Genomic DNA, 25772 nt, shown 5'->3' with positions numbered 1-25772 from the left:
GTTTTTTACTCAATGCTAAACCACATGAAGAAATTTTTTTTAATCATACTATGCACCTTGATAATGGGAGTTTCAACAGCTCAAATGAACGCTAAGCTGCAAACCAAAGTGGACCAACAAGCAAAAGAAATGGAAGAGCAGGTCATTGGATGGCGAAGACATTTTCATCAATACCCCGAGCTCTCCAACAGGGAAGTCAAGACCGCGGCGTTTGTTGCTGAGCATTTAAAAAAATTGGGTATTGAAGTCCAGACTGGAGTCGCTAAGACTGGGGTTATCGGACTTCTTAAAAGTGGAAAGCCCGGGCCCGTCATCGCGTTGCGTGCGGACATGGATGCATTGCCTGTGACCGAACGAAATTCATTGCCTTTTGCATCTAAAGAAAAAGCAATATTTAACGATCAGGAAACTGGGGTAATGCATGCCTGCGGCCACGACACGCACGTAGCAATTTTAATGGCCGTTGCCGAAATCCTCTCAAAAAACAAAAGTGAACTAAAGGGAACAGTCAAATTCATTTTTCAACCTGCAGAAGAAGGGCCTCCGGCTGGTGAAGAGGGAGGCGCAGGGCTTATGGTAAAAGAAGGAGCTCTCGAAAATCCGAAAGTAGATGTGATTTTTGGAATGCACATTCAATCTATTAGTCAGCTGGGTAAAATTACCTATAGGCCAGCCGGTATGATGGCGGCCTCAGATTGGTTTACAATTAAAGTAAAAGGCAAACAAAGTCATGGTGCCGCCCCCTGGATGGGCGTGGATCCAATTGCTATTTCAGCACAAATTATCAATGGTCTTCAAACCATCGTCAGCAGGCAAACTGAACTTACAAAAGAAGCGGCCGTGATAAGTGTAGGAAGAATAAATGCAGGCATTCGCGAAAATATTATACCAGAGGAAGCGGTGATGGCGGGTACTATAAGAACGCTAGATGAGGACATGCGTTTGAAAATTCACGAAAAGATAAAATTGACAGCAACTAAAATTGCAGAAAGTGGAGGAGCTACTGCAGAAGTATTGATCGAAAATAAAACCCCCATAACTTATAACGACCCTACGCTAACCGAGAAAATGGTTCATAGCCTTGAAAAAGCTGCAGGCAAGGACAATGTTATGCGGATTAATGCCGTTACTGGTGCCGAGGACTTCGCCTTTTTTCAACAAAAGGTCCCAGGCTTGTTTTTCTTTGTTGGAGCTATGATGCCGGATCAGGACCCCAGAACCGTACCTGCGCACCATACTCCCGATTTTATGATAGATGAGCGTGGTATGCTGGTGGGTTTGAAAGCAATGCTGAATGTTACCCTTGATTACATGTATCTCCCCCGAAAATAAGATGTAATCAGTTCTATTTTCCTTCTATAATATTTTTCCAACAGCATCTAATTCAAAAGCGTAATTTATTCCGTCATGTGAGAAGGATTGGTCCAAATACTCGGCCATGATGATGGGAGATTTAGGCAAGCTCATTTGCCAGCTAAACTTAAAAATACATTATGAAAACTAGACGTGATTTTCTTAAAATAACAGGAGGACTAGCCGTTGGTGCTTTACTACTTCCTAATTTTTCAAAAGGCGAAAAACTGAAAAAAGTTGGCATTCAACTCTACAGCGTTCGTAAAGAAATGCTTACAGACGCTGTTGGGACATTAAAACAGCTCGCGAAGATCGGTTACAAAGAGCTGGAATCTGCACGAAGTGAAAAGGGAAATTATTACGGCCTTCAACCTAAAGAAATTAAAAAGATTTCGTCAGACTTAGGAATGACCTTGCGGAGTGGCCATGTGCATATCGATAAAGATTTTCAACGTTCAATCGATGGTGCAGCCGAGGCTGGCCAGAGTTACCTGGTGTGCTCATCTCTTCCTTCAAAAGGTCAAACCATTGATAATTATAAAAAGGTAGCTGAAGCATTTACCAAAGCAGCTGAAGATTGTAAAAAATCCAACATCATCTTTGGATACCATAACCATGAGTATGAATTTGAAAGAGAGAACGGACAAGTGTTATATGATATTTTGTTGGACAATACAGATCCCAAATTAGTAACAATGGAACTTGACTTGGGCTGGGTGGTTGCTTCAGGTAATGATCCACTGGCCTATTTTAATAAATATCCGGGTCGGTTCTCCCTCTGGCATTTAAAAGACATGGATACCACGAAGAAAGAAAGCACAGAATTCGGGAAGGGGCAAATCAAGGTGTTAGACATGCTGAAAAATTCAAAAAAATCGGGAGTTAAACACATTTTCGTTGAGCAGGAGGAATATGCAAGTACAGCCATGGAAAGCATGAAATATGATTTCGATTACCTCCAAAAGCTGAACTATTAGTATCCTATTAATCTTCCCTTTTGATGAAAATGCCCGGTGCCTTACCGGGCATTTTTTTATTATGCCATCTGAGTAATAAAAGACAAAGACTGTATGTTGAGGTCTTAGTAAAATAAAGCATTTACATTATCTTGTCCTTCTAATTTTCTGATTGTCCATGATGCGCTGGTGCCTTTTTTTGTTGCTTGTTACGCCCCTTTTTTTGAAAGCACAATCCCTGGACGAGCTAACGGTTGAAAAAATTATGCGCCATCCGAAGTGGATCGGAATCGCCCCGAATCATGTATTTTGGTCGCCAGATAGCAAGACGGTTAATTTTTATTGGAATCCAGAAGGCGCCCTATCAGATTCTTTATATTCAGTTACAATTCATAATCCTGTTCCTCACAAAGCAACGCTTCATGAAAGGCGCAACCTTCCTTCCAGGTATGGCCGGTATAACAAAGCGTACACAAAAATGGCATATGAAAAAAATGGGGATATTTTTTTGTATGATGTGCCTACCGGGAAAATTTCTCAAATAACGAATACTGTTTCTCAGGAGTTTGGTCCATATTTTTCTGCGGACGAGAAAAAAATAATTTTTACCATCGGTCACGATGCCTTTAGCTGGGAAATCACATCCGGAAAATTAACACAGTTCACCCATTTTGAAATTGGGAGCAAGCCGTCCGTTCCGATGTCAGAACAAGAAAAATGGCTGAAAAATAATCAGCTAGCTCACTTTCAGGTATTGAAAGAAAGAAATACAAAACACGCCCTAAAGAAAAAGAATAAAGAAGCCGAACATCTTAAGAAACCTAAGTTGATATATCTCGATGATAAGATCGTCGAAATGGTACAGGTGAGTCCTGATGAGAAATTTGTTTTATACGAGTTATCCAAAAATACCAACCCTAAGAAAACAGTGGTGCCTAACTATGTAACAGCCTCTGGCTTCACTGAGGACATTGCATCGCGGACGAAGGTTGGTGAAGCGCAAGCATCAAGCGAATTGAATATCTATGACATCGCAAAAGATACAGTTTACACTGTAAGGGTAGATGATATTCCTGGCATAACAGATCAACCCGCGTTTGCAAAGGATTATTCTTCAAAAAGAAACATTCCCACCTTGCGTCCAATAAATTATTCACTTATTAGTTGGTCCGACGATGGTTTACATTGTGTTGTAGTTATTCGTTCATTGGATTTTAAAGATTGTTGGATTATGCTGTTGGATCCTGCCTCTCAAAAACTTACACTTTTGGATCGCCAACACGATGATGCCTGGGTAGGTGGACCGACCACAAGAGGGTTCGGAGAAATCTCTCCAATGGGATGGTTAAGCGACAATAAACGAATCTGGTTTACTTCAGAAGAAACAGGCTATTCTCATCTCTACACAATAGATGTAACTACTAAAAAGAAGCAGGCTCTAACGCAAGGAAAATATGAAGTACAACAAGTGAAAACCGCCAAGAGTAAAAAATATTTCTATTTAATTACCAACGAAGTACATCCTGGCGAAAAACACTTATATCGCTTACCCGCAGAAGGTGGTAAAGCCGAGCGGCTAACCACCATGCAAGGTGCAACTGAGGCAGAAATTTCACCTGACGAAAAAACAATAGCATTCAGATATTCCTACAGCAACAAGCCTTGGGAATTATTTATAATGGAAAACAGACCTGGAGCAAAGGTTAAACAAATTACAAATTCGCTCACCGACGAGTTTAAATCATACCCCTGGCGAGATCCGGAGATAATAACATTTAAAGCACGCGATAATGCAGATGTTTACGGAAGAATTTATAAACCTGCGCAACCCAACGGTGCGGCTGTTGTTTTTGTACATGGTGCAGGCTATTTGCAGAATGCACATAGATGGTGGAGCAATTACTATAAGGAATACATGTTCCATAACCTTTTAGCAGACAAAGGATATACGGTGTTAGATATCGACTACCGGGCGAGTGCGGGCTATGGACGAGAGTGGCGAACGGGAATTTACAGGCATATGGGAGGCAAAGATCTTACTGATCATGTAGATGCAGCCAAAGTACTGGTGGATGAATACGGTATTGATCCTAAACGAATTGGGATTTATGGCGGGTCTTATGGGGGGTTTATCACGCTCATGGCAATGTTCACTACACCTGATGTATTTGCTGCAGGTGCCGCACTACGCCCTGTTACTGATTGGGCGCATTATAATCATTCTTACACGGGCTGCATCCTAAATATGCCATATCAGGATAGTTTGGCGTATGCTAAAAGCTCACCGATATATTATGCCGAGGGCCTAAAGGGTGCCTTGCTGATTTGCCATGGAATGGTCGATACTAATGTTCATTTTCAGGATGTAGTTCGTCTTTCGCAAAGACTTATTGAACTGGGTAAGGAAAATTGGGAACTCGCGGTTTATCCTATGGAAGATCATGGATTTGTTGAGCCCAGCAGTTGGACAGATGAGTACAAAAGAATTCTAAAGCTTTTCGAAGAGAACCTGAAGCCTTTAAAAAGTCCCTAATTTTTATCTTTTCGTTTCTTCCGTTTCTTTTTATTAGTGGTCTCTTCAGGCTGCTCTGCTTTAGTCAAGGTTTTTTCTTCAGCCAATTTAAGCGCACGACGTGCGTCTTCCAGTTCGCGATTTGTTTTCTCCAGGACCTGTTGGTAATAAATATTGAGTTCTTCTTGTGAAAGACGTTCTTTCAGGTTCATTATCCGGCGGTAGCTTTCATCGATCCGCTCCGCTTTAACGATACCCTGTTTTACTAAGTCTTTGACAATAGAATGAACTTTATCTACCGTGCGTTCGTCGCTGCCTTGAATGTTGTTTGAAAACGTCATGATATCGACGCCACCATTAATAGCTAACTTAATCGCTTCCTCCAATCCATAGTGTTTGGTGATGGCGTGCATCTGCATGTCATCTGTAAAAATGACACCATTAAATTTTAGTCGTTTCCGAAGAATGCCGCCCAGGATATCGGCCGACAACGTCCCTGGATTACCTTGCTTGTCTAATTTTTTATTAACGATATGCGAAGTCATAATGGCATCTGCATACCCAGAATCAATGAGACTTTGATAAGGCTTAAGTTCCCTTTCTTCCCAGGTATTGGTGACATCCGCAATTCCTAAGTGAGTATCATCCTTGGAGCTTCCATGGCCGGGGAAATGTTTTAACGCCGTTAACACTCCATACTTACGATGTTGTTTTATAAATTCCTTGGCAAAAAGAATCACCGAATCTTCATTGGCGGAAAATGCTCTACCGTATTTGGCAATAATGGGATTGTTAGGGTTCGAGGCAAGGTCAACAACAGGACCAAAATTTATATTGATACCAAGCCCCGCCAACGTAGAGGCTGTAGCTTCTGCATAAAACTGGACTGAATCTAGAGATGGAGATTTGCCCATAGCTGCCGCAGTTATTGATCGGGGGAAACCATATTTATCTTTTAGTCTGTTTACCCGACCCCCTTCCTGATCAATGCTGACGAAAAGCGGAATGGGAGCAGCTTGTTGATACGTCCAGATTATTTTTTTTAATGCAACGAATGAGTTTGTTGGTGGAATATTCTTCTCGAAAATGATTATGGATCCGACTTTCCCTTGTCTTACTTCTTCCAAAACATTCGCATCCACTGCGGTACCTGGAAATCCTATCAACAGCATTTGACCAATCTTGATATCAAGGCTATCAAGGCTCTGGCTTTTAATTTGAAATGATGCTGCCAGTAAGCAAGCAAGAAAGCAGCAAACCTTAATACTTTTCATAAATAGTCCTTAAAATATTTTCCATGTTTCTCCTTATCTCATTGATAGAAGTAGTGTAATTATTGTTCATAAAACAAAAAATCAAGGTCTTCCCATTTTTTGTGATCAAATAGCCACTCAAGCTATGATTATTGCTCAATGAACCGGTTTTACCAAAGATATAGGGCGCATTCGCATTATACCAATTTTTGATCGTCCCAGATCTACCACCTGTCGCCAAAAGTGCAAAAAGGCGTTCGCGTGGGAGGAGTTGATAAATTTTCTCCCATACCTGAACAATTGATCGCGGTGTAAAAAGATTATACCGGGATAAACCTGATCCATCTACCCAGCGAGGCTCGTCTTTCAAATCCTTTAAGAAATTTTCTTTGATGTGATGTATAGCAATCTCGGGTTGTAACGTGTCACTTATGACCTGGCTGCACATTAACAAAAGTTGTTCCGCAATAAAATTATCACTCTCCTGCATCATTACACGATAAAGACTATCAACGGGTAGACTATACACCGTGAGTGCGTTTTTTGGAACGGGCTTATGCACTGCTCTTACCATTTTGTTTAGCGTATCGGTAAGCAAATTAGCCGTCAATTCAGTTGACACTTTAAATGGAACATCTGCCTTGAATCCACTTTTAGAAAAATTTGGATAAAAAATAAAATCATTGCTTTCCAACCTCCTCAATACTTTCGCTTTTTGCTCGGAAGGCCCAGTCTTTACGTAATTTTTTAAAAAAGGAGGCTGAACTGAAAATTTTCTGCCGGTTGCCTGAAGTGTCATGATATTGCCATAAATCGGGAAAGCGGACCTTTCAGCTGAGTAATAATCATTGTAGTCGTCCCACGCCCATCCTGGTCCCCAATGGGTTGTTTGAAAATTGCTGTCAGAAAAATAAAGTGGAAGCGTAGACGATCCTAGAAATGAATAGATTCGATTGTTGTCATAAACTTCTTTGTATAAGAATGAAGGATCGCCGGTTCCCCAAAAAATCAATGAATCTTTTGTCGTAATGTATTTAAGTGCAGGAATAGAGTCTCCGAGTAATGTAAGGCAAGAAAACAAAGTAAAAATTTTTGTATTGGAGGCGGGAGTAAAATAGCGACCGGACCTGTACTCATATACAGATTTCTTTTTGTCCAGGTCGTACAATGCAAATCCGGTATGATCCTTAAATCGTTCATCTGTCGACTTAAAAGTTTTGTCTAAGGATCTTTTGGAGAGTGGTGAACATGAAAAATTCCAAAATATTAAAACCAGGATTACAACAGACCAGTTTTTCATTGCAGACCCGGCAGATATCTTTCCTTCAAAATTTGAAGATGGTGGGATTCATGCCCTGAAATAATGTATCCGAGGTTAATCACGGAAAGTTCAAGGTTGTTAGCAAGGCCTTTTCGCATCAACATTTCAGGGGTGAAATTGACGAATAGATCAAGGGTTGTAAGTCGCAATCTTTCCATTTCATCCGCTATCTGTTTTACCTTCCTGTTTTCGGCATTTGCCTCCGGCGCGTAATCGTTCTCTTCAAACCCGTGAAGTGCAGTTTTGTCGTTACGTCCAAATCGAAGTGCGCGATACGCTAATATTCGTTCGGTGTCCATCATATGGCAGAGCAATTCTTTTATGCTCCATTTGAGAGGTGCATATCGATAATTCCCTTGGTCTTCAGGTATAGATCTGACAACATCTACTGTTCGTTTGGATGAGATTCTTAATGCTTCTAGGACATCAAAATCTTTTACATGTTCAACATAACGCTTGTGAAAATCTGGAATTGTGTTAAAGTCGGGTCTTGTCATAATGTTACTTCATTCGTTCGTTGTTGATCATATAATGCTAATTGTTGTCTTTCCATCCTATGTCGTTGAAAGCTTTTTCATCCATTCTATTTCTAACCGATACGTCTTTTGGACCCACGCCGTCCGATCGGTCTGCCGACAACAAGATATTTCCATACTTTTTATAATTATCCCACGGTCGAACAAAGTTGGCAGAATCCTGGCTTGCATTGCTAAAGTAAGCCCATTGTTTAACAAGGTTATCCGCCAGATCAACGTATACCAAATATTTGTTTTGAGGAGTATCGCCAACGTTGTTAAATGTGAGCTCAATCACATTACATCGGCCGCCCGTTCTTAATGTGTCCTCTCCCAGATATTTTAGTGTCACGCCACTATCTTTTAATTTGAAGGGCATGACAAGCCAATAAGAATCGTTTATCCAAATGCTTTTTCCCCGATTTAACATTTTGTCTAAGGAATCCGATTCGGTAAGCGGCTGACCTTTCACCCAAACTTTTCCTGTCAATGTTTTTAGATTAACGATATATGTAATTGAATCCTTAATCGATTCGATTCGCACACGCTCGTCTTTTTTATCCCAAAGAAGCTCTCTGTTGTCATTAAAATTCCAGGCTATAAATCTAGTATTATTCCAGTTTGCCCATCCCCCCATTGCCACCATTATGCTATCAGCAAGTTCTACAGCCGCAGGATCAGAATTAGCAAGATCAAATCCTTCTGCCGCTGGGTTACTAAAGCCAGAGGTTTCATCAGATCTATTGCAAGCAGTGAGCGATACAATGATCACCAGCAATACAAGAGAATTATTCAAGTTCATGGCCGCGGATTAAATGGGTGAAAAAGTGAAATTAAGAAATTTACCATGAATGTTGTTTTAACTTATTCGGCTCCAATTCACAACCGTTTTTCGCATATTTTCGATTTGATTACGGATAACCTGATTCTCAGCACGTGTAAGCTCCGGATCTTCCGCTAATATTTCAATAGCCTTTTCGCGTGCGCGTTGCAAAAGCTTGCCATCAGTACCCAGGTCGGCTATTAACAAGTCCAACGCCCCACTTTGTTGCGTACCTAGCAAGTCGCCAGGTCCCCGAAGTTTAAGATCTGTTTCTGCGATTTCAAAACCGTTATTCGTCTTTACCATGGTATCAATTCTCACTTTTGAATCAGTACCAGTTTTATAACCTGTCATCAAAATACAATAGGACTGCTCTGCACCTCGACCCACCCGGCCACGCAATTGATGCAACTGCGACAGTCCGAATCGTTCAGCATTTTCTATCACCATTACAGAAGCATTGGGCACGTCTACACCAACTTCAATTACGGTGGTGGCTACCATAATTTTAGTCTCCCCAGTAACAAAACGTTTCATTTCGTAGCTCTTGGCATCGGCTTTCATTTTCCCATGAACAATGCTGATCGGAATATCAGGAAACGACCGCGAAATACTTTCATATCCATCCATTAAATGTTTAAGGTCAAGTTTCTCGGATTCATCAATCAATGGATAGACACAATATACCTGGCGACCAAGGGAGATCTGATCTTTTAAAAATCTATTTACCTGCAATCGATGCGCATCATATTGGTGAATGGTTTTTATAGGTTTTCTTCCTACCGGTAGCTGGTCAATCACCGAAATCTCCAGGTCGCCATACAACGTCATGGCTAAAGTTCGCGGAATTGGCGTTGCGGTCATGACCAATATGTGAGGATAGACATCCTTATTTTTCTGCCACAATTTTGATCGTTGAGCAACCCCAAAGCGGTGTTGCTCGTCAATGATTGAAAGTCCGAGATTATGAAATTGAACTTCTTCTTCCAATAAAGCGTGGGTGCCGATAAGGATGTGAAGATTACCTTTTCTCAATTGTTCATGAATGGTGATTCGTTGCGCCTTTTTTGTCGATCCCGTCAATAATGCAATCGATATTTGCATTTGATCTGCATATATCTTCAAATTTTTAAAATGTTGCTGGGCGAGGATTTCTGTGGGCGCCATTAACGCACACTGCGCACCGCTACTCAGAACGATGAGCATGCAAATAAAACTTACAATTGTTTTTCCGCTGCCAACATCCCCTTGCAGTAATCGATTCATCTGTTTTCCGGATTTTAAATCGGCATATATTTCTTTAATAACCCGCTTCTGTGCATCCGTTAATAAGAAGGGCAAATGGTTTTTATAGAATTCATTCAAAAGGGACGTGTTCTGAAATACCTGGCCGCGGAATTTATTTTGCCTGATTAATTTTAATTTCAACAGCCGAAGCTGAATATAAAATAGTTCTTCAAATTTTAATCGATGCTGAGCTCTAGCAAGTAGGTCATGCGTTGTGGGAATATGAATATTATTAAGTGCTTCCTTTTTTGAAAGAAGTGTTTCGGAAGCGATAATGGGTCCGGGAAGGGTTTCGCGAATTTTATCTGCTGATAAGGACAGGAGCTCGTTTATTAATTTCGACAGCATTCTACTGTCTACATGTTTCGCCCTTAACTTTTCCGTGACTGAATAAATTGGTTGAAGAAATCCATGTTTCCCGTTTTTCTTCTCGGCCGCCGGCTCTAATTCCGGATGTGCGATGTTAAATTTATTTCCGAAGCGATTGGGCTTTCCAAATGCAATGTATTCTATACCTGGTTTTATTTTTTCGTTGATCCAATTAATACCTTGAAACCATACAAGTTCAATATCGCCTGTCTCATCACGCATTTGCGCAACCAGACGTTTCTTAAAACCAGCTCCGATCAACTCCTTTTTTTTAATAAAACCCTTTATCTGAACATACTGCATTTCGTCGTGAATTTCACTAATCGAATAAAACTTCGTACGATCTTCGTAACGAAATGGGTAATGTTGAATCAGATCTCCAAAAGTAAAAATGGATAACTCTTTATTTAGTAATACACCTTTCTGCGGCCCAACGCCTTTTAGATATTCAATCGGTGTAGCAAAAAATTGTGCCATGAAAAAAAGGTGCGGTATAAAATTCAAAGATTTATCGGCTTTGAATTATATCAAGAAATTTTTCTGTTTAACTTCGCAAGCGAATTAAACCTTCGGTTACAAATTCTGTTTAAGTAGAATAATTAGTTCCAGCCAAGACATGAAAGTTAATTCGACAGTTTACAAAGGTATAGAGTTCATTGAAATCTCCACTTTACCTAATGAACAGAGAACGTCGCTCTTGCAAACGATAAATCCAGAGTTACTCATCAAAATTCTTGTAGATGGAAAACTCATGCCTCGCTGTATACAATATAAATATTATGAAGAGTGGTATGAAAACTCATATCAATCTTCTCTAATTGACAAAAAAGAATCGAACGCTATCGCTGAATCCAGGGATGCAGAGTTGAAGCCAAATTTCCAAATTTAGTCCCAGATTCCTTTATCTGGTAGTATTTCTAAAACGTTTCCTTCCAGATCTTCGAAATAGAAAGATGTTTCTCCGCTTTTCCATATGACTTCGTCAATGATCGCTATACCTTTAGATGTTATTTCCGCCTTGGCATAATTATAATCAGATTTTTTTACCTCAAACGCTACATGCTGTTTACCGCCGCCGTAGTGAGGTGGAGGTGTTTTTTTAGTTTTTGAATCTTCCGGATTAAAACAAAGCAAAACAGAACTACCGAGTCTAAAGAAAATATGCTTGCCCTCCTCATAGTTAATGATTTCAAGCCCTAACACTTCATGATAAAACTTTTTGGTCTTCTCAAGATCATGAACATATAGACATGTCTCCTTAATTTTTATAAAATTCATGAGCACATATTTTTTTTAATTTCCAGATACTCATCCCACATTTCTACTAGGATAGCGGAAGCGGGTTGAATCTTTTTTATCATTGAAGACACTTGCCCAATTTCTAATTCTCCTTCTTCAATGTCGCCTTCAAAAATCCCTAGTTTCGATCTGCGTGTTCCCAAAAGCTGAGTAAGTTCTTCTTTTGATGCGCCGCGAAGCTCCGCTGCCTGTATCGATTCAAAAAATTTATTCTTAACCATTCGAACTGGTGTAAGCTGCTTCAAACTTAAACAAGTTCCTCCCTCCTCTAACGCTGTGATTCGTCTTTTGAAATTAGGATGGGCTGAAGACTCTTCACTTACAGCAAATCGGCTACCGACTTGAAATCCGTCTGCACCTAATGCCTCGGCGGCCAGTATAGACCTGCCCGTAGCGATACCTCCAGCTGCAATGAGTGGCAGTGAAATTGCATCGCGAACCATTGGGAGCAAAACAAAAGTAGTGGTCTCTTCACGCCCATTATGCCCGCCCGCTTCAAAACCTTCCGCGACAATGGCATCCACACCTGCATGCTCAGCTTTCTTTGCAAACTTTACACTGGACACCACATGAGCGACCCTAATACCACGCGCTTTTAAAAAGCGAGTCCATGTCTCAGGGTTTCCTGCCGATGTAAACACAATGTCTACTTTCTCTTCTTCGATAATTTTCATCAACTGACCTATCTCGGGATACAGCAAAGGAACGTTAACACCAAATGGCTTGTCCGTTGCAAGCTTACATTTCCGAATATGTTCACGTAAACAGTCGGGATACATTGATCCTGCCCCTATTAGTCCTAAACCTCCGGCATTGCTCACCGCGGCTGCTAACCTCCATCCGCTGCACCAAACCATACCAGCTTGAATCACTGGGATTTTTATTTTAAAAAGATCGACTACGCTGTTAGATCTTGTCATTATTATTCATTTAAACATCTTTTAATTTTCATTTTAAATTCAACTCAAAAAGCCTAACAATTTGTTGGATTTATTGTCAATTTTAAGTTGTCCACAAGAATTAATTGAAAAAAATTGTTGTAAGTAGCTGACTATCTTTAATATAAGTCATTGCCTCATAGGGATGTGGATAAGTGGACAGAATTGTGGAATTCTTTTTGAACGAAATTCTTTACATTCTAAGTACTTGAATTATAATGGGATTAATATAATGTTGTTATCATTCTTTTAACAATCTATATATGGGTAAGCACCATTCTTTTTTTATGGTTTTGTTGATGGTAATATTTTGTGTTAGCACTACCATTGCCCAACAGGCAACAGTGGTCAAGTTTGACGCATTGGCAAAAATATTGAACACAAATTCCAGTCAGATTCAAGTGGTTAATTTTTGGGCAACTTGGTGTGCACCCTGCGTAAAGGAAATTCCGCTCTTGGAAAAATTAAATGCTAATAAAGACTTTAATGTTAAAATTACGCTTGTCTGCCTGGATTACGCTGACAAGGTGGATAAAGTGGATGCCTTTATACACCGAAAAAACATTCAATCTCAGGTGCTGTTACTCGATGAGATAGATTACAATTCTTGGATCGATAAAGTGGACAAAACCTGGAGCGGCGCAATACCAGCCACGTTAATTTTGAATCCAAAGACGGGCAAAAGGATGTTTGTCGAGAAGGAGTTAAAAGAAGGTGAGCTAGAGAATCTAATTGCGTCCTTACAGTAGATTATTCGTTATCATTAAAAAATAACCCTATGGAAAAGATTAAATTACTAGGATTGGTTGGCTTAATTCTTTTACTGGTTTCCAGTAAATCAATGAAGTACGAGATTGGTGATGCTGTTGGCGATTTCAAACTGAAAAATGTCGATGGAAAAATGGTTGCTCTTTCAGATTATAAATCGGAAAAAGGGGTGATCGTTATTTTTGACTGTAATACTTGTCCTTATTCAAAAGCGTATAATGATAGAATTATCGCTTTGGATAAAAAATATTCGGAGCAAGGTTTTCCCGTCATAGCCATAAATGCAAACGACGCACAGATATCGCCAGGCGATTCCTATGACGAGATGGTGTCGCGGGCCAAAAAAAAGAACTACACATTTCCATATTTAATAGACGAAAGCCAAACGGTGGCCCGGGCGTTTGGTGCCTCTAATACGCCTCACGTTTTTGTTCTTCAACGAATTGAAAACACTTTCAAAGTTGCATACATTGGTACCATTGATGATAACAGCAGAGATGCATCTGCCGCCAAGAAAAAGTACGTTGAAGATGCGGTAGAAGCGCTACTCAATGGAAAGCCAGTATCGACTCCCAATACAAAAGCAATTGGTTGTACCATTAAATGGAAAAATACGTAAATAAGGCCGATTAACTTGAGACAACCTTCAACCCAATAATTGAGCTTATAAGAAGTGTAATAAAAAATACCCTCCAAAAAAAAGCGGGTTCTTGAAAAAGAAAAATTCCCACGATCGTGGTTCCTACGGCCCCTATTCCTGTCCACACAGCATAACCTGTGCCTATCGGGATGGTTTGAATCGCTTTGTTTAACAAGTAAAAACTTAGTGTTATACTAACAAAAAATCCAAGCGACCACCAACGATGTGTGAAGTTATTGGAGAGTTTTAAGCACGTTGTAAACGCAACTTCAAAGAGACCAGCACTGATCAAATATATCCAAGCCATAACTTTTTTGTTTTGTGAGAGATCAGCTCAGAACTCCCATTAGTGATGTAATGAATACGTATTTTGTTGTTTAAAATAGCAAAAACGATGGCACGGAGGTTGCATTAAATAGCTTAAAACAATTGAGCTATGAAAATGTTTGGGGCGGCAGCTTTGCTTTTAATAAGCTTTGAGTTATTGGCGTATGATTCCGGGATCGCAGTACAAATTGAAAAGGGTACAACCATGCAAGTTTATGTTAATGGAAAACTCTTCAATAAACAATCCGGAAACTTTCTTAGAGTAAGAAGTACGCCGGGTCTCTTTCATTTGGAGGTAAAGGTCATGAATCCCTGGAACAAATTATGGTACGTGATTAAAAAAGATATCCGCGTCGAAAAGGGTTATGAATTTCAGTATAAAATTGTGTTTGTAAACAGGTATAAACCTGAATTGCGGGAAGTTAAAAAGTACCCTATGTATTCAAAGTTCTTTCTGAATAATAACTTATATAATAAACATCCCACAGCCTAACCGTTAGAATTGTTAAACCCGACGTTTAGACCTGCTGATCATTAAGACGCCCAACAGGATCACCAGAACCCAAAAAAAATTCCAGTGGAAAAAGCCTATGAGTGGCCAGTGCCAGTTAAAAAGCCATCCGAAAATCCCGGCGATGGCTCCAAAAAAACCAGCGACAATGCCAATCACTCCTCCAAATAACCCCATGACCAGCCCAAATAGTCCGCCAGCAATTCCAATCCAAAGGGGAAAAGTGAATACTAGAATGAGTACAATTAGAACGGTAGGGGTAGAACTTTTAGATCGCATAATTTTTTTTTAACTCCCGCCCAAAAATCATGCAGTTCGGAAAAATGCCATTTGGACTGTAAAAAACCATTTTCTAATTTGATGAGTGTCGAATAATGAACATTCGATTGAAGAGATTCGTACAATTCCAATAAAAAAGGCCAGCCCTAAAAAAGAACCGACCTTCTCAGTCTAGGTTAATAAACATCTTTACTAAAAAGGATATTCTCCTTTTTCGATAACATAATTGGCAACTTTCCTTCGTGCCTCTTTCAGATTATATGAATCAATTTTAGTGAACCTCTTAAGACCTAAAAGCATCAGTCGTAACTCATCTCCTTCCGCAAATGCAGCTATCGAGTGTTTTGCGGCAGACGACGCTTTTTCAACTGCATAGTGCAGATAGATCAACGCAATTTCTTTTTGTATCGACGCGGCCTGCTCGCCCTGCGTTTGAATTAATTTTTCAACCCGGAGTAAAGTAGATTCAGCTACGTAACATTCTATTAGAATATCAGCGAGATTCATCAATACTTCCTGTTCATCGGATAATTTCATCATGAACTTCTGCACCGCCGCGCCGGCCACCATGAGACCTGCCTTCTTCAAATTCGCCAGGACCTTTTTTTCCCTGATAAATATTCCTTCCTCTTCCGTTGAACCAAAATCCGGTATTTCCAAAAGTTCTTTTTGAACAGCCATAGCCGGCGTCATCAGATCGATTGTTCCTTTCATGGCACGCTTAACCAACATGTCTATCGTAAGCATTCGGTTAATTTCGTTGGTGCCTTCGAAGATTCTGTTTATCCGTGCATCCCGATATGCTCGGTCCATGGGTCCCTCCGCTGAATAACCCATACCTCCGTAGATCTGAACACCTTCATCAACTACAAAATCAAGTACTTCCGATCCGTGCACTTTTAGTATTGCACATTCAATAGCAAAATCTTCGAGTGACTTCAATTTTGCTTTCGCCGGATCAGTGCCGTTCGCAACTAAGCCATTGTAAGCATCATCTATATTTTGTCCAGCCCGGTAACATGCCGATTCGCACGCAAATACTTTTGAAACCATTTCGGCAATCTTATGCTTAATCGCTCCAAAGTTCGAGATAGATGTACCAAACTGCTTCCGCTCTTTTGCATAGTTAGTTGCAAGCGATATGGTTCGTTTACAACCGCCAATTGCAGCAACGCCAAGCTTTATCCGGCCAACATTCAGAATGTTAACTGCGATCTTAAAACCATTCTCACGATCCGATAAAAGATTTTCAACGGGTACTTTACAATCATTAAAAAAGATTTGTCGTGTAGAAGAGCCTTTTATACCCATTTTATGCTCTTCTTCATTCATTGTTATCCCGCCAAACGTTTTCTCTACAATGAAGGCACTCAAGTTTTTATCGTTTTCTATTTTTGCAAAAACAATGAACACATCGGCAAAACCTCCGTTCGTGATCCACATTTTTTGCCCACTGATAAGATAATGTTTGCCGTCTGAAGATGGGGTTGCCTTGGTTTTACCTGAATTAGCATCAGATCCCGAATCTGGTTCTGTTAGGCAATAGGCTGCTTTCCATTCACCTGTTGCAAGTTTGGGCAGGTATTTCTTCTTTTGTGCCTCATTTCCGTAATAAACAATCGGCAAAGTCCCTATACCGGTGTGGGCTGATAAGGCTACTGCTAATGAATGGCCGCCACCGATGACTTCCGCAACAAGCATCGTAGTATTAAAGTCCATCCCGAAACCTCCGTATTCCGTCGGTACCGAAGTACCTAATAATCCTAATTCACCCGCCTTATCCAATAATGAAGGCATCAATTTCGGATCCTTCATAGAATCTATTTCATCCAGTTTATTAAAGACTTCTTTTTCTAAAAAATCTTTACACTGCTGGCGAATCATTTTCTGTTCATCATTAAATTCTTCAGGAATGAAAATTTCGTGCGCCTGTGTTTCACGGATCAGAAATTCACCGCCTTTGATTGCCCTTTTGTTTTCGACTTTGCTCATAATTTTATCTTAAGATGCATCAAGGATAAACTAAATGAAAATGATCACCGCTAATTCAGCAACTCGTAAATTCCCGCGACGCCTTGGCCGCCACCAACACAAGCTGTAACCATTCCATATTTGCTTTTACTTCGCCTCAACTCATTAAACAACGTAAGGGATAAGCGCGCGCCTGAACTTCCGAGAGGGTGACCAATGGCAATTGCTCCTCCATTAACATTCAGCTTTGTCGGATCAATATTTAGTTCACGCACTACTGCCAACGACTGTGCGGCAAAAGCTTCATTTAATTCAATGCGATGGATATCGCCCAGCTTCATGCCTGCACGGTGCAATGCCTTCGGGACTGCAGCTACCGGACCGATACCCATAATTTTAGGATCCACGCCTGCAACGGCATAGCTAACCATTCTGGCAATTGGTTGAATGTTAAGCTGCTTGATCAGCCGTTCAGACATAACAACTGCAAACGCCGCTCCATCTGTAGTTGGCGATGAATTACCAGCCGTTACAGTTCCGCCCATGGCAAAAACAGGTTTTAATTTTGAAAGAGCTTCTAAATTTGTATCAGGCCTAGGTCCTTCGTCGGTATCAACAACAAACTCACGCGACTTCTTTTTTCCTGCATCGTCCACATACACTTCCTGCACTGTAATGGGGTGAATCTCATCTCTAAATATTCCTTCCTGTTGGGCTTTGATTGCCTTCATGTGTGACTCGTACGCAAACTTATCCTGATCATCTCGCGATATCTTAAATTGCTTGGCTACCTCCTCAGCGGTAAGGCCCATGCTTGTGTAATAGGATGGATTTTCCTTGGCGATCTTGTAATTAAGGGCTGTTTTCCAACCCATGACCGGCACCAGCGACATGGATTCAGTGCCTCCGGCAATAATGCAGTCAGCCATGCCTGCGTTTATTTTAGCTGAGGCTAAATGAATCGCTTCAATGCCAGAACCACAGTACCGGTTTATTACCATACCAGCATTTTCCATCCCCAACGCGGTAAGAGCAATCATTCTTCCCATTTGCATCCCTTGCTCAGCTTCTTGCACGGCATTGCCGACTATAAGATCGTCAACCATCTTATTTTCTAATCCAGGAATGGATTGTACTAAAGCTTTTATTATTTCAGTTGCAAAATCATCTGGACGGCTAAAACGAAATCCCCCTCTCTTTGCCCGAGTATTTGCAGTTCTCTTTGCAGCTACCACATATGCATCCATAATTAATTTCTTAAAGGTTTACCACCTGTCAATATTGATTTTATTCTTTCTAAGGTTTTCTTTTCACCAGTCAACGAAACAAACGCCTCGCGTTCAAGGTCCAAAAGATATTGTTCACTTACTTCTTGAGGGGAAGTGAGATCGCCTCCGCACATAACGTTGGCTATTTTCAAAGCAATTTTTTGATCATGGTCAGATATGAAATTGCCCATTCGCATGCCGTATATCCCAGCCGTGAACAGCGCTAAACCTGATCTCCCCTGTACCCTGATATTTTTAGCCTGCATGGGCATGGTATAACCAACCTCTGCCATTTCCTGGACTGCTGATTTGGCATCTTTCAACTGCCGATCCTTGTTAATGGAAATCCGATCATTCTTTCGAAGAACGCCCGTTTCTCTGGCCTCCTCGGCAGACAAAGCCACCTTAGCAGTGGCAATATTCATGAAAGCATTTTGAAGGGCATTTAATTCAACGTCACCTTCTTCCAAAGAATCACTAACACGCTTTGTAAATTCCTTCGTTCCTCCGCCGGCGGGTATCAGCCCTACACCTACTTCAACCAGACCAATATATGTTTCCGCAGCCGCTTGAACGATATCTGAATGCATGGTCATCTCGCAGCCACCCCCTAAAGTTCTGCCCTGGGGACATACCGCAACAGGTATAGAAGAATATCGAATTCGCATGACAGCATTTTGAAACTGGCGCACCATAAAATCAATCTCGTCATACTCTTGCTCTATCGCATACATGAATACCAACCCAAGGTTAGCACCTAAAGAAAAATCAGCGCCTTGATGTCCTATTACGAGCCCTGTATAATCCTTCTCAGCGATTTCTATGGCCTTTTTTAGTCCATCAAAAACAGGACTGCCCAAGACAAAACCTTTATTGTGCCAGGCAAAGTTCAAAATGCCATCTCCCAGGTGGGTGATCTTTGATTCGGCATTTTTCCAAATGATTTGGTCAACCAAATTTTCAAGAATGATGAATTCCTCTTTCCCGGGAATTATTTTATATGACTTCGAGGCGATATCATAATATTTGCGCTGACCATTCTCTATGACGTAAAAGGATTTGTGACCGGATGCCAACATTTCATACACCCAATCATTAGCTCGCTTTCCTGACCCTTCCATGATTGCAAGACTTTTCTCTACGCCGACGACATCCCAAGTTTCAAAGGGACCTAATTCCCATCCAAAGCCAGCGCAGACAGCATCATCAATCTTATAAAGCTCATCTGCGATTTCAGGAATTCTATTTGACACATAGCTGAAAACCGAGTAAAAAGAATCACGATAAAATTCACCTGCCTTATCGTTCCCTGCCAAGAGCATTGGAAGCCTCTGCTTTAAACTGTCAATAGTTTTTGTCCCTTCGAGCGTTACAAATTTGGCTTTGGCTTTAGGGCCGTACTGCAACGTTTTAAGATCTAATGTTAATATTTCCGTTTCTCCGTTTGCATTCTTACTCTTTTTGTAAAATCCTTGTCCTGTTTTATCGCCAAGCCATTTATTTTGTTCCATTTTTAATACGACTTCAGGCACAACAAACCTGTCGCGTTCCTCATCCTTTGATAAGGCTTGGTGTAAATTTGAGGAGACCTTAACCATGGTGTCGAGTCCGACCAAATCGGTTGTTCTAAATGTAGCTGACTTTGGTCTTCCAATCACCGGACCAGTAAGTTTATCAACTTCATCAACATTCAGATCAAACTTCTGCATTGAATCAAGAACTTTCATGATGCTGTAAACACCAATCCTATTTGCTATAAAGGCTGGGGTATCTTTACACAAGACCGTTGTCTTACCTAAATGCAAATCACCATAGTACATTAAAAACTTTGTGACCTCTGGGTCGGTAAAAGCGGTGGGTATAATTTCCAGCAAGCGCAAATAGCGCGGTGGATTAAAAAAATGCGTGCCGCAAAAATGTTTTTTAAAATCATCACTTCTACCTTCGGTCATTAAATGGATAGGAATTCCCGAAGTGTTTGAAGTTATCAGCGTGCCGGCCCTTCGATATTTTTCAACTTCTTCGTAAACTTTCTTCTTTATTTCTAAATTTTCCACCACAACCTCAATTGTCCAATCATAATCTTTGATTCGACTCATATCATCCGCAAAATTACCCAGGGAAATTCTTGATGCGAATTTTTTGCTATACAACGGTGCGGGATTCGATTTGATGGATCTATCAAAAGAACCCTGGACAATTCTATTTTTCACAACTTTATTATCGAGGGTGAGGCCTTTCGACTTTTCTTCGTCAGTTAACTCCCGTGGCGCTATGTCCAACAATAATACTTGACATCCTACATTAGCAAAATGACAGGCTATCGCCGAACCCATTACGCCGGAACCAAGAACAGCAACTTTACGGATAGAACGTTTCATGATAATTTTTCAACAGCGTTACTTTGTTTTGAACATAGAAGGATCAAATTTTTCATTTGTCGCGAGTTGGGTGATCTCATTTATCACCTCGAAAAAGATATTCAATTTCTTTTCTGGTACAATTTCTCTAACCCTATTGTTAAACAACAAAACGGACGCTCTCGACAGGTCTTTTTTTCTTTTCCCAAGTTCGGTGAGGTAAATTCTTACTGAACGTTTATCAATTGGATCAGGAAGACGGAATATGAGTTTTTTCTCTTCCATGGTTTTCAACATTCGCGTAAGGCTTCTGGCCTCAAGTCCCATCAGCGGAGCTATTTTTGTTGCAGGGGTACCTTCTTCCGAATGTATATTCAACAGTACAAATCCGATAGAGGTTGTTACATCGTATTTGCTTGCCTGTTGGTTATACATACGAGAAATTGCATGCCATGCGGACTTAATGGTATGGTCTACGGTCTCTTCTCTTCGCATAGGTAGGGCGAAGGTAGTAAATTTTAGTATGCATGCATACTATGAAAAGAATATTTCATAGTCATTTTTTTAGTTCAAATCGATGTCCCCTAACGGAGGAGAATATGAAAGCAATCGCAAGCTGACCTTATTCCGGGCGGACATGTAAAGTTCTGCGTCTATTGACCGGGCAAGTAATTTCCAGGTTAGTTAAAATCTAATCGCTTTAAATTGTCGTCCTAAATGTTTCCTAATTTTCGGTTTCAAACTCGACTATGCGAATTATCCTTATTTGCCTGCTTTCGATCTTCTTTCTAAGGGCTACTGGTCAGAAAAAAAATGAAGGTTTTCAACTCTTCATAAAGGCGTCGACTTCCCCCATAGAAATTGATGGAATTATGAATGAGGATTCCTGGCATCAAGCTGCTATTGCCACTAATTTTTATATGGTGCTTCCGATGGATACAAGCATGGCTAAAGTGATGACCGAAGTAAGAATGACTTATGATACTCAAAACTTATACATACTCGCTACATGTTTCCATCTTTTACCGGGAAGATATTTTGTAGAATCACTGAGGAGAGACTTTGCTTTCGGCAAGAATGATAATTTTTTGTTGTTCATGGATACTTTTGATGACCAAACAAATGGTTTTTCTTTTGGCGCAAACGCTGCTGGCGCTCAATGGGACGGATTAATGTACGAAGGTGGAAAAGTGGATTTAAGTTGGGATAACAAATGGACATCGGCAGTCAAAAAAGATGACGACAAATGGGTATTTGAGGCGGCAATTCCATTCAAAAGTATTCGCTACAAAAAAGGTATTACTAAGTGGGGAATAAATTTTAGCAGACTGGATTTGAAAACTACTGAGAAGTCAAGTTGGGCACCAGTACCACGGCAATTTCCAACGGCATCCCTAGCGTACACTGGTACTTTAGTGTGGGATCAACCACCACCGCAGGCCGGTTTAAACATTTCTATTATTCCGTACGTGCTAGGTGGCGCCTCAAAAAATCATGAGGCACGTACATCAACATCTTATAGAAAAGAAATTGGCTTTGATGCAAAAGTTGCTGTTAGCTCTTCATTAAACCTGGACCTCACCTTCAACCCTGATTTTTCACAAGTTGAAGTTGATCGACAGGTAACCAATCTTGATCGCTTTGAATTATTTTTTCCAGAACGCCGACAATTTTTTTTAGAGAATGGAGATCTATTTGCAAATTTTGGTTACGCGAATATCCGTCCTTTTTTTTCCCGGCGAATCGGTTTAGGAACGCCCATTGAATATGGAATTCGGTTTAGCGGAAAGCTTGATAAAAATTGGAGAATCGGCGCGATGAATATGCAAACAGATAAAGTTTCAAAGGATTATCTACCCCGACAAAACTTCGCTGTGGTGGCACTTCAACGAAGAATTTTTTCACGATCCAACGTCGGTGTAATTTTCATCGACAAAGAATCTATGAACTACACACCCAGTGATAATCCTTCCTTACCCGTCTATTCCAAATTCAACAGAAACTTAGGTCTAGAATACAATTTAGCTTCATCCAATAATTTATGGACTGGAAAAGCATTGCTTTTAAAATCCTTTAACCCTGAAAAGAGAGACAAGGAGCTATCACATGCCGCGAATTTGCAGTACGCAAGCAGAAGGTTGACCGTTAGCTGGCAACATGAATATGTAGGAGAGAATTATAATGCAGAGGTGGGATATGTACCGCGAAAAAATTACGTCAAGATAAATCCGGTTCTCTCATATTTGTTTTTTCCTAAAAGTAAAAGTGTCTTAAGTCACGGTCCAAAAGTAAGCTCCACATATTTCTTTAACGATTCGTTCTCACAAACAGATAATGAGAGCTTTTTATCTTACACCATTACATTCAGACAGCAAAGCATTTTCACCGGATGGGTAGCACACAACTTTGTACACTTGCTTCAACCTTTTGATCCTACTAATTCCAAACTAGACTCATTGGAAATAGGAAGTGAACATCGATGGAATTCTTTTGGAACGGAATTCTATTCAAAACCTCAGAGTTTATTCACGTATTCTTTATTGACTCGATATGGGGGCTATTATGCCAACGGAACCCGCTTAAATTTGAGTGGCGAACTAGGTTATCGTCTTCAACCATATTTGAGCTTTGCCATCAACTTTAACTACAACGATATTCGGCTACCAAATCCATGGAATAACAAAACTTTTTGGTTGGTAGGACCTCGCCTTGATGTAACGATGACAAACAAGCTGTTCTTTACTGCGTTTGTTCAATACAACGAGCAACAAGACAATGTAAATTTAAATACGAGATTACAATGGCGCTATAAGCCCGCGTCCGACTTATTTATAGTTTACACAGACAATTATTTTCCGGAGCATTTCGGAATTAGGAATAGGGCACTCGTTGTAAAGTTTACTTATTGGTGGAATATCTAACTCGCTTGCTTCTTCAGGAAGACTACAGTACTACCGTAACTACAGTTGAGGTTGTTCTTGCCCGCTGAAATCTCCACGCAGTAATCTAAATCTTTTTCGGGCCTCGGCGGCATATACACTGCCTGGATATTTGTTTAAAAATTCGCGGTAAATCTCCATCGCTTTGTCTTTTTGTGCAAGTTGACGTTCGTAGATTTCCCCCTGCAAGAAGTATGCATCATCTGCCAGGATATCGTCACCATAATCTTTGATGATTTTTTGTAGCAAAGAAATTGAGTTCTCAAATTCCCCCTGCCGCATTCTAATATTTGCCTCTAGCCAATATACGTCGTCAAGAATGGCTTGGTTGGAAATCATTTTCGCAGAATCCAAACTAGATGTTGAAAGGTTAGAAGTCCGGCCTTCTTTCAATTGTTGAATTCTTTGGAGTGCCTGATCATTTTTGTTTTGATATAATAACAACTCTATTGATGCATACTGCTTTAAGGCTTCTCCAATAGAATCAAAAGCAATGTTTTCTTTAATGCGCATACTAAGATCCAATGCATCATTTGAAATTTCCCTCGTCGTTGCTTGCTTAAGTATATCTAGATGTTCTTGAGCTAAACGGAAATTCCCCTTGTAGTAAGAAAGTTTGGCGTTTTTTAGTTTTGCTTCGTATCCTAATGGGTTCTCCTTTTGGATTTTTTCAACCTGTGAATACAGTAAAGTCGATTCCCATGGCTCTCCTTTTAATAAATATATGTCTCCAAGATCGAGTTTGGCCTTTGATTTAAGATGTAACGATGCCCGAGGGTTAGCGATAAGTTTTGAAATTATTTGTACAGCCGAATCCTTTTGGTCCAAATAATTCGCAAAAAGCAACGCTTCGCTTCTTGCTGCTTCCAATGCATTCACATTATCCGGATATTGCTTAATAAAATCTTTATAATCAGCAATAAGGATGTTGACCGAATCTCTGTTAATTGGAAATGTATTTTTGACTCGTGCTTCACGCGTACGGATAAGGCCAAGTCGGGCTAACAAGTAGGTTTGTCCATTGGGAAATTCACGTATAACCCAACGATAGACCTTTAGCGCGTTGTCATAATCCTCATTGTCGAGCGCAACACGCGCGACCTCCATAGATTTTTCACCTTCGCGCTTATAGCGTTTATCGTAGGCACGAGCTTGAATGAATGATGCGTAAAAGTTTTTCTGTTGCATCGTTACCCAGATTAAAAGATCGGAATAGACTTCTATGTCTGGGTCTGCTTGGATTTTTTCGTACAAAAGCTTTTCTAGGCTTTCCAACTCCTCAGGCTTCGTCAATAACGCTTGCATCACGTTTTTTACATACTGAATATTGGCTGAACTCTGGGTGACATAGCTAAGGTATTCTTGAACCATCTTATCCTGATTTCCCTTTATTCGGTGAAGCATTGCTAACTCGAGACAAAAAAGATAAGGATTTCCCAACGCTTGCCTGCTCTCAGTCAACGCCTGAATACCGTAGTCGATCAGGGATCTTGACATAAAAAAATCAGACATCATTTTGATCCGTTGGACACTGCCTTTGTTGCCTGAAATTAGGTCTTTGTAGTATCGATCTGCTTTGGCCAAGTCACCGGATCGAACGTAAATCAGTCCAAGGTCAAGATTGTATTGGATGTTAAGTGGATCTTTTTTTGAAAGTTTTTGTACAAGTTTTTGAGCGTCGTCATATGCACTTAGATCCAGTAATAAATTAAAGTAGTTGTTATAAATGTAAGGATAATTAACATCATGTTTTGAGAGTTCTTTAAAAAGCTCAAGTGCTTTCTTTTTATCTCCCTTCAAAACATATTCGTTTGCTAACTGAATCTCCTCTTGATTCTGGGCCTGCACTATTGTGGCAAGAAATATTAGTAAGAATGTTATCCGCATGGGTTGGTCCTTATTATTCTTATATAATATATATTTTTATTACTATAATTAACAGTGTGTATATGTGAACTAGTTCATCCTGTTTTTCAGTGTTGAGTTAATGTGGATATGTATCTAGGAGTAAGTTGTTAAACATCAGTTGGTTTTGTAGTTTTTAAACATGCGTTAGTCGGTGTGGAAAAATGAGTTGTGGATC

The 25772-nt window shown here is 40.3% G+C and carries 22 protein-coding genes; 8 read left to right on the top strand and 14 right to left on the bottom strand.

The features are described from left to right. Positions 1–24 precede the first annotated feature (24 nt). From P2W71_RS05870 to P2W71_RS05860, 3 genes are all read left to right on the top strand, one after another. Complete coding sequence (locus P2W71_RS05870) at positions 25–1332, top strand: amidohydrolase (RefSeq protein ID WP_276368278.1); 1308 nt, start codon at positions 25–27, stop codon at positions 1330–1332. 161 nt (positions 1333–1493) lie between these two features. Then, positions 1494–2330: a sugar phosphate isomerase/epimerase gene (locus P2W71_RS05865; protein ID WP_276368276.1), complete on the top strand. Its 837-nt coding sequence runs from the start codon at positions 1494–1496 to the stop codon at positions 2328–2330. Between the two features lie 202 nt (positions 2331–2532). Further along, positions 2533–4842: an alpha/beta fold hydrolase gene (locus tag P2W71_RS05860; RefSeq protein WP_346659944.1), complete on the top strand. Its 2310-nt coding sequence runs from the start codon at positions 2533–2535 to the stop codon at positions 4840–4842. Here the strand turns inward: P2W71_RS05860 and P2W71_RS05855 are convergent. Genes P2W71_RS05855 through recG form a run of 5 tightly spaced genes read right to left on the bottom strand, consistent with a single transcriptional unit; the run spans position 4839 to position 10866 of the window. Continuing rightward, a complete protein-coding gene (locus tag P2W71_RS05855; protein WP_276368272.1) occupies positions 4839–6095 on the bottom strand; it encodes a glycoside hydrolase family 3 N-terminal domain-containing protein in 1257 nt (418 codons plus the stop codon). The genes P2W71_RS05860 and P2W71_RS05855 overlap by 4 nt on opposite strands. Continuing rightward, entirely contained in the window at positions 6082–7374 is a 1293-nt protein-coding gene (locus P2W71_RS05850) for a D-alanyl-D-alanine carboxypeptidase (RefSeq protein WP_276368270.1), read from the bottom strand. The genes P2W71_RS05855 and P2W71_RS05850 overlap by 14 nt, the downstream gene beginning before the upstream one ends. Continuing rightward, positions 7371–7892 carry a DinB family protein gene (locus P2W71_RS05845; protein WP_276368267.1) on the bottom strand — a complete coding sequence of 174 codons (522 nt, stop codon included), beginning with the start codon at positions 7890–7892 and terminating at the stop codon, positions 7371–7373. Before P2W71_RS05845 ends, P2W71_RS05850 begins: the two co-directional genes overlap by 4 nt. Before the next feature lie 37 nt (positions 7893–7929). Further along, a complete protein-coding gene (locus P2W71_RS05840) occupies positions 7930–8712 on the bottom strand; it encodes a hypothetical protein (RefSeq protein ID WP_276368264.1) in 783 nt (260 codons plus the stop codon). A 57-nt stretch (positions 8713–8769) separates the two neighbouring features. After that, a complete protein-coding gene (recG, locus tag P2W71_RS05835; protein WP_276368262.1) occupies positions 8770–10866 on the bottom strand; it encodes an ATP-dependent DNA helicase RecG in 2097 nt (698 codons plus the stop codon). A gap of 139 nt (positions 10867–11005) precedes the next feature. Here recG and P2W71_RS05830 point away from each other — a divergent pair, with 139 nt between their 5' ends. Continuing rightward, positions 11006–11278 carry a hypothetical protein gene (locus P2W71_RS05830; protein ID WP_276368259.1) on the top strand — a complete coding sequence of 91 codons (273 nt, stop codon included), beginning with the start codon at positions 11006–11008 and terminating at the stop codon, positions 11276–11278. On the opposite strand, the gene P2W71_RS05825 is transcribed toward P2W71_RS05830, so the two are convergent. Both P2W71_RS05825 and P2W71_RS05820 read right to left on the bottom strand, forming a co-directional pair. Further along, entirely contained in the window at positions 11275–11667 is a 393-nt protein-coding gene (locus P2W71_RS05825) for a VOC family protein (RefSeq protein ID WP_276368257.1), read from the bottom strand. The genes P2W71_RS05830 and P2W71_RS05825 overlap by 4 nt on opposite strands. Then, the gene (locus tag P2W71_RS05820; RefSeq protein ID WP_276368254.1) at positions 11664–12608 is read right to left on the bottom strand and encodes a nitronate monooxygenase; all 945 of its coding nucleotides are present in this window, start codon (positions 12606–12608) and stop codon (positions 11664–11666) included. Before P2W71_RS05820 ends, P2W71_RS05825 begins: the two co-directional genes overlap by 4 nt. 281 nt (positions 12609–12889) lie before the next feature. On the opposite strand from P2W71_RS05820, the gene P2W71_RS05815 reads away from it, so the two are divergent. After that, the gene (locus P2W71_RS05815) at positions 12890–13375 is read left to right on the top strand and encodes a TlpA disulfide reductase family protein (protein ID WP_276368252.1); all 486 of its coding nucleotides are present in this window, start codon (positions 12890–12892) and stop codon (positions 13373–13375) included. A 29-nt stretch (positions 13376–13404) separates the two neighbouring features. Further along, positions 13405–14013, top strand: coding sequence for a thioredoxin family protein (locus tag P2W71_RS05810; RefSeq protein ID WP_276368247.1), 609 nt, complete (start codon positions 13405–13407; stop codon positions 14011–14013). A 10-nt stretch (positions 14014–14023) separates the two neighbouring features. Here P2W71_RS05810 and P2W71_RS05805 read toward each other — a convergent pair whose 3' ends face one another. Beyond that, complete coding sequence (locus P2W71_RS05805; RefSeq protein ID WP_276368244.1) at positions 14024–14341, bottom strand: multidrug efflux SMR transporter; 318 nt, start codon at positions 14339–14341, stop codon at positions 14024–14026. A gap of 129 nt (positions 14342–14470) precedes the next feature. Between P2W71_RS05805 and P2W71_RS05800 the strand changes: the two genes are divergently transcribed. Beyond that, positions 14471–14854, top strand: coding sequence for a hypothetical protein (locus P2W71_RS05800; protein WP_276368242.1), 384 nt, complete (start codon positions 14471–14473; stop codon positions 14852–14854). 12 nt (positions 14855–14866) lie between these two features. On the opposite strand, the gene P2W71_RS05795 is transcribed toward P2W71_RS05800, so the two are convergent. The 5 genes from P2W71_RS05795 to P2W71_RS05775 form a co-directional block, all read right to left on the bottom strand. Next, on the bottom strand, positions 14867–15151 hold the full coding sequence (locus tag P2W71_RS05795; protein WP_276368240.1) for a hypothetical protein: 285 nt from the start codon (positions 15149–15151) through the stop codon (positions 14867–14869). 192 nt (positions 15152–15343) lie between these two features. Then, positions 15344–17143, bottom strand: coding sequence for an acyl-CoA dehydrogenase family protein (locus P2W71_RS05790; RefSeq protein WP_276368237.1), 1800 nt, complete (start codon positions 17141–17143; stop codon positions 15344–15346). 50 nt (positions 17144–17193) lie between these two features. Further along, positions 17194–18369 carry an acetyl-CoA C-acyltransferase gene (locus tag P2W71_RS05785; RefSeq protein WP_276368234.1) on the bottom strand — a complete coding sequence of 392 codons (1176 nt, stop codon included), beginning with the start codon at positions 18367–18369 and terminating at the stop codon, positions 17194–17196. Positions 18370–18371: 2 nt separating this feature from the next. Continuing rightward, positions 18372–20771: a 3-hydroxyacyl-CoA dehydrogenase/enoyl-CoA hydratase family protein gene (locus tag P2W71_RS05780; protein ID WP_276368231.1), complete on the bottom strand. Its 2400-nt coding sequence runs from the start codon at positions 20769–20771 to the stop codon at positions 18372–18374. A gap of 18 nt (positions 20772–20789) precedes the next feature. Further along, positions 20790–21245, bottom strand: coding sequence for a MarR family transcriptional regulator (locus P2W71_RS05775; protein ID WP_276368228.1), 456 nt, complete (start codon positions 21243–21245; stop codon positions 20790–20792). A 254-nt stretch (positions 21246–21499) separates the two neighbouring features. On the opposite strand from P2W71_RS05775, the gene P2W71_RS05770 reads away from it, so the two are divergent. Continuing rightward, positions 21500–23671 (top strand): DUF5916 domain-containing protein, encoded by a 2172-nt coding sequence (locus P2W71_RS05770; RefSeq protein ID WP_276368225.1) that lies wholly within the window; start codon positions 21500–21502, stop codon positions 23669–23671. Between the two features lie 39 nt (positions 23672–23710). Here P2W71_RS05770 and P2W71_RS05765 read toward each other — a convergent pair whose 3' ends face one another. Next, positions 23711–25576 (bottom strand): tetratricopeptide repeat protein, encoded by a 1866-nt coding sequence (locus P2W71_RS05765; protein ID WP_276368223.1) that lies wholly within the window; start codon positions 25574–25576, stop codon positions 23711–23713. Positions 25577–25772: the final 196 nt, after the last annotated feature.

Origin of the sequence: Chryseolinea sp. H1M3-3 (assembly GCF_029360725.1) — a bacterium.
Taxonomy (GTDB): Bacteria; Bacteroidota; Bacteroidia; order Cytophagales; family Cyclobacteriaceae; genus Chryseolinea.
This window is presented reverse-complemented; position numbering and strand designations above follow the sequence as displayed.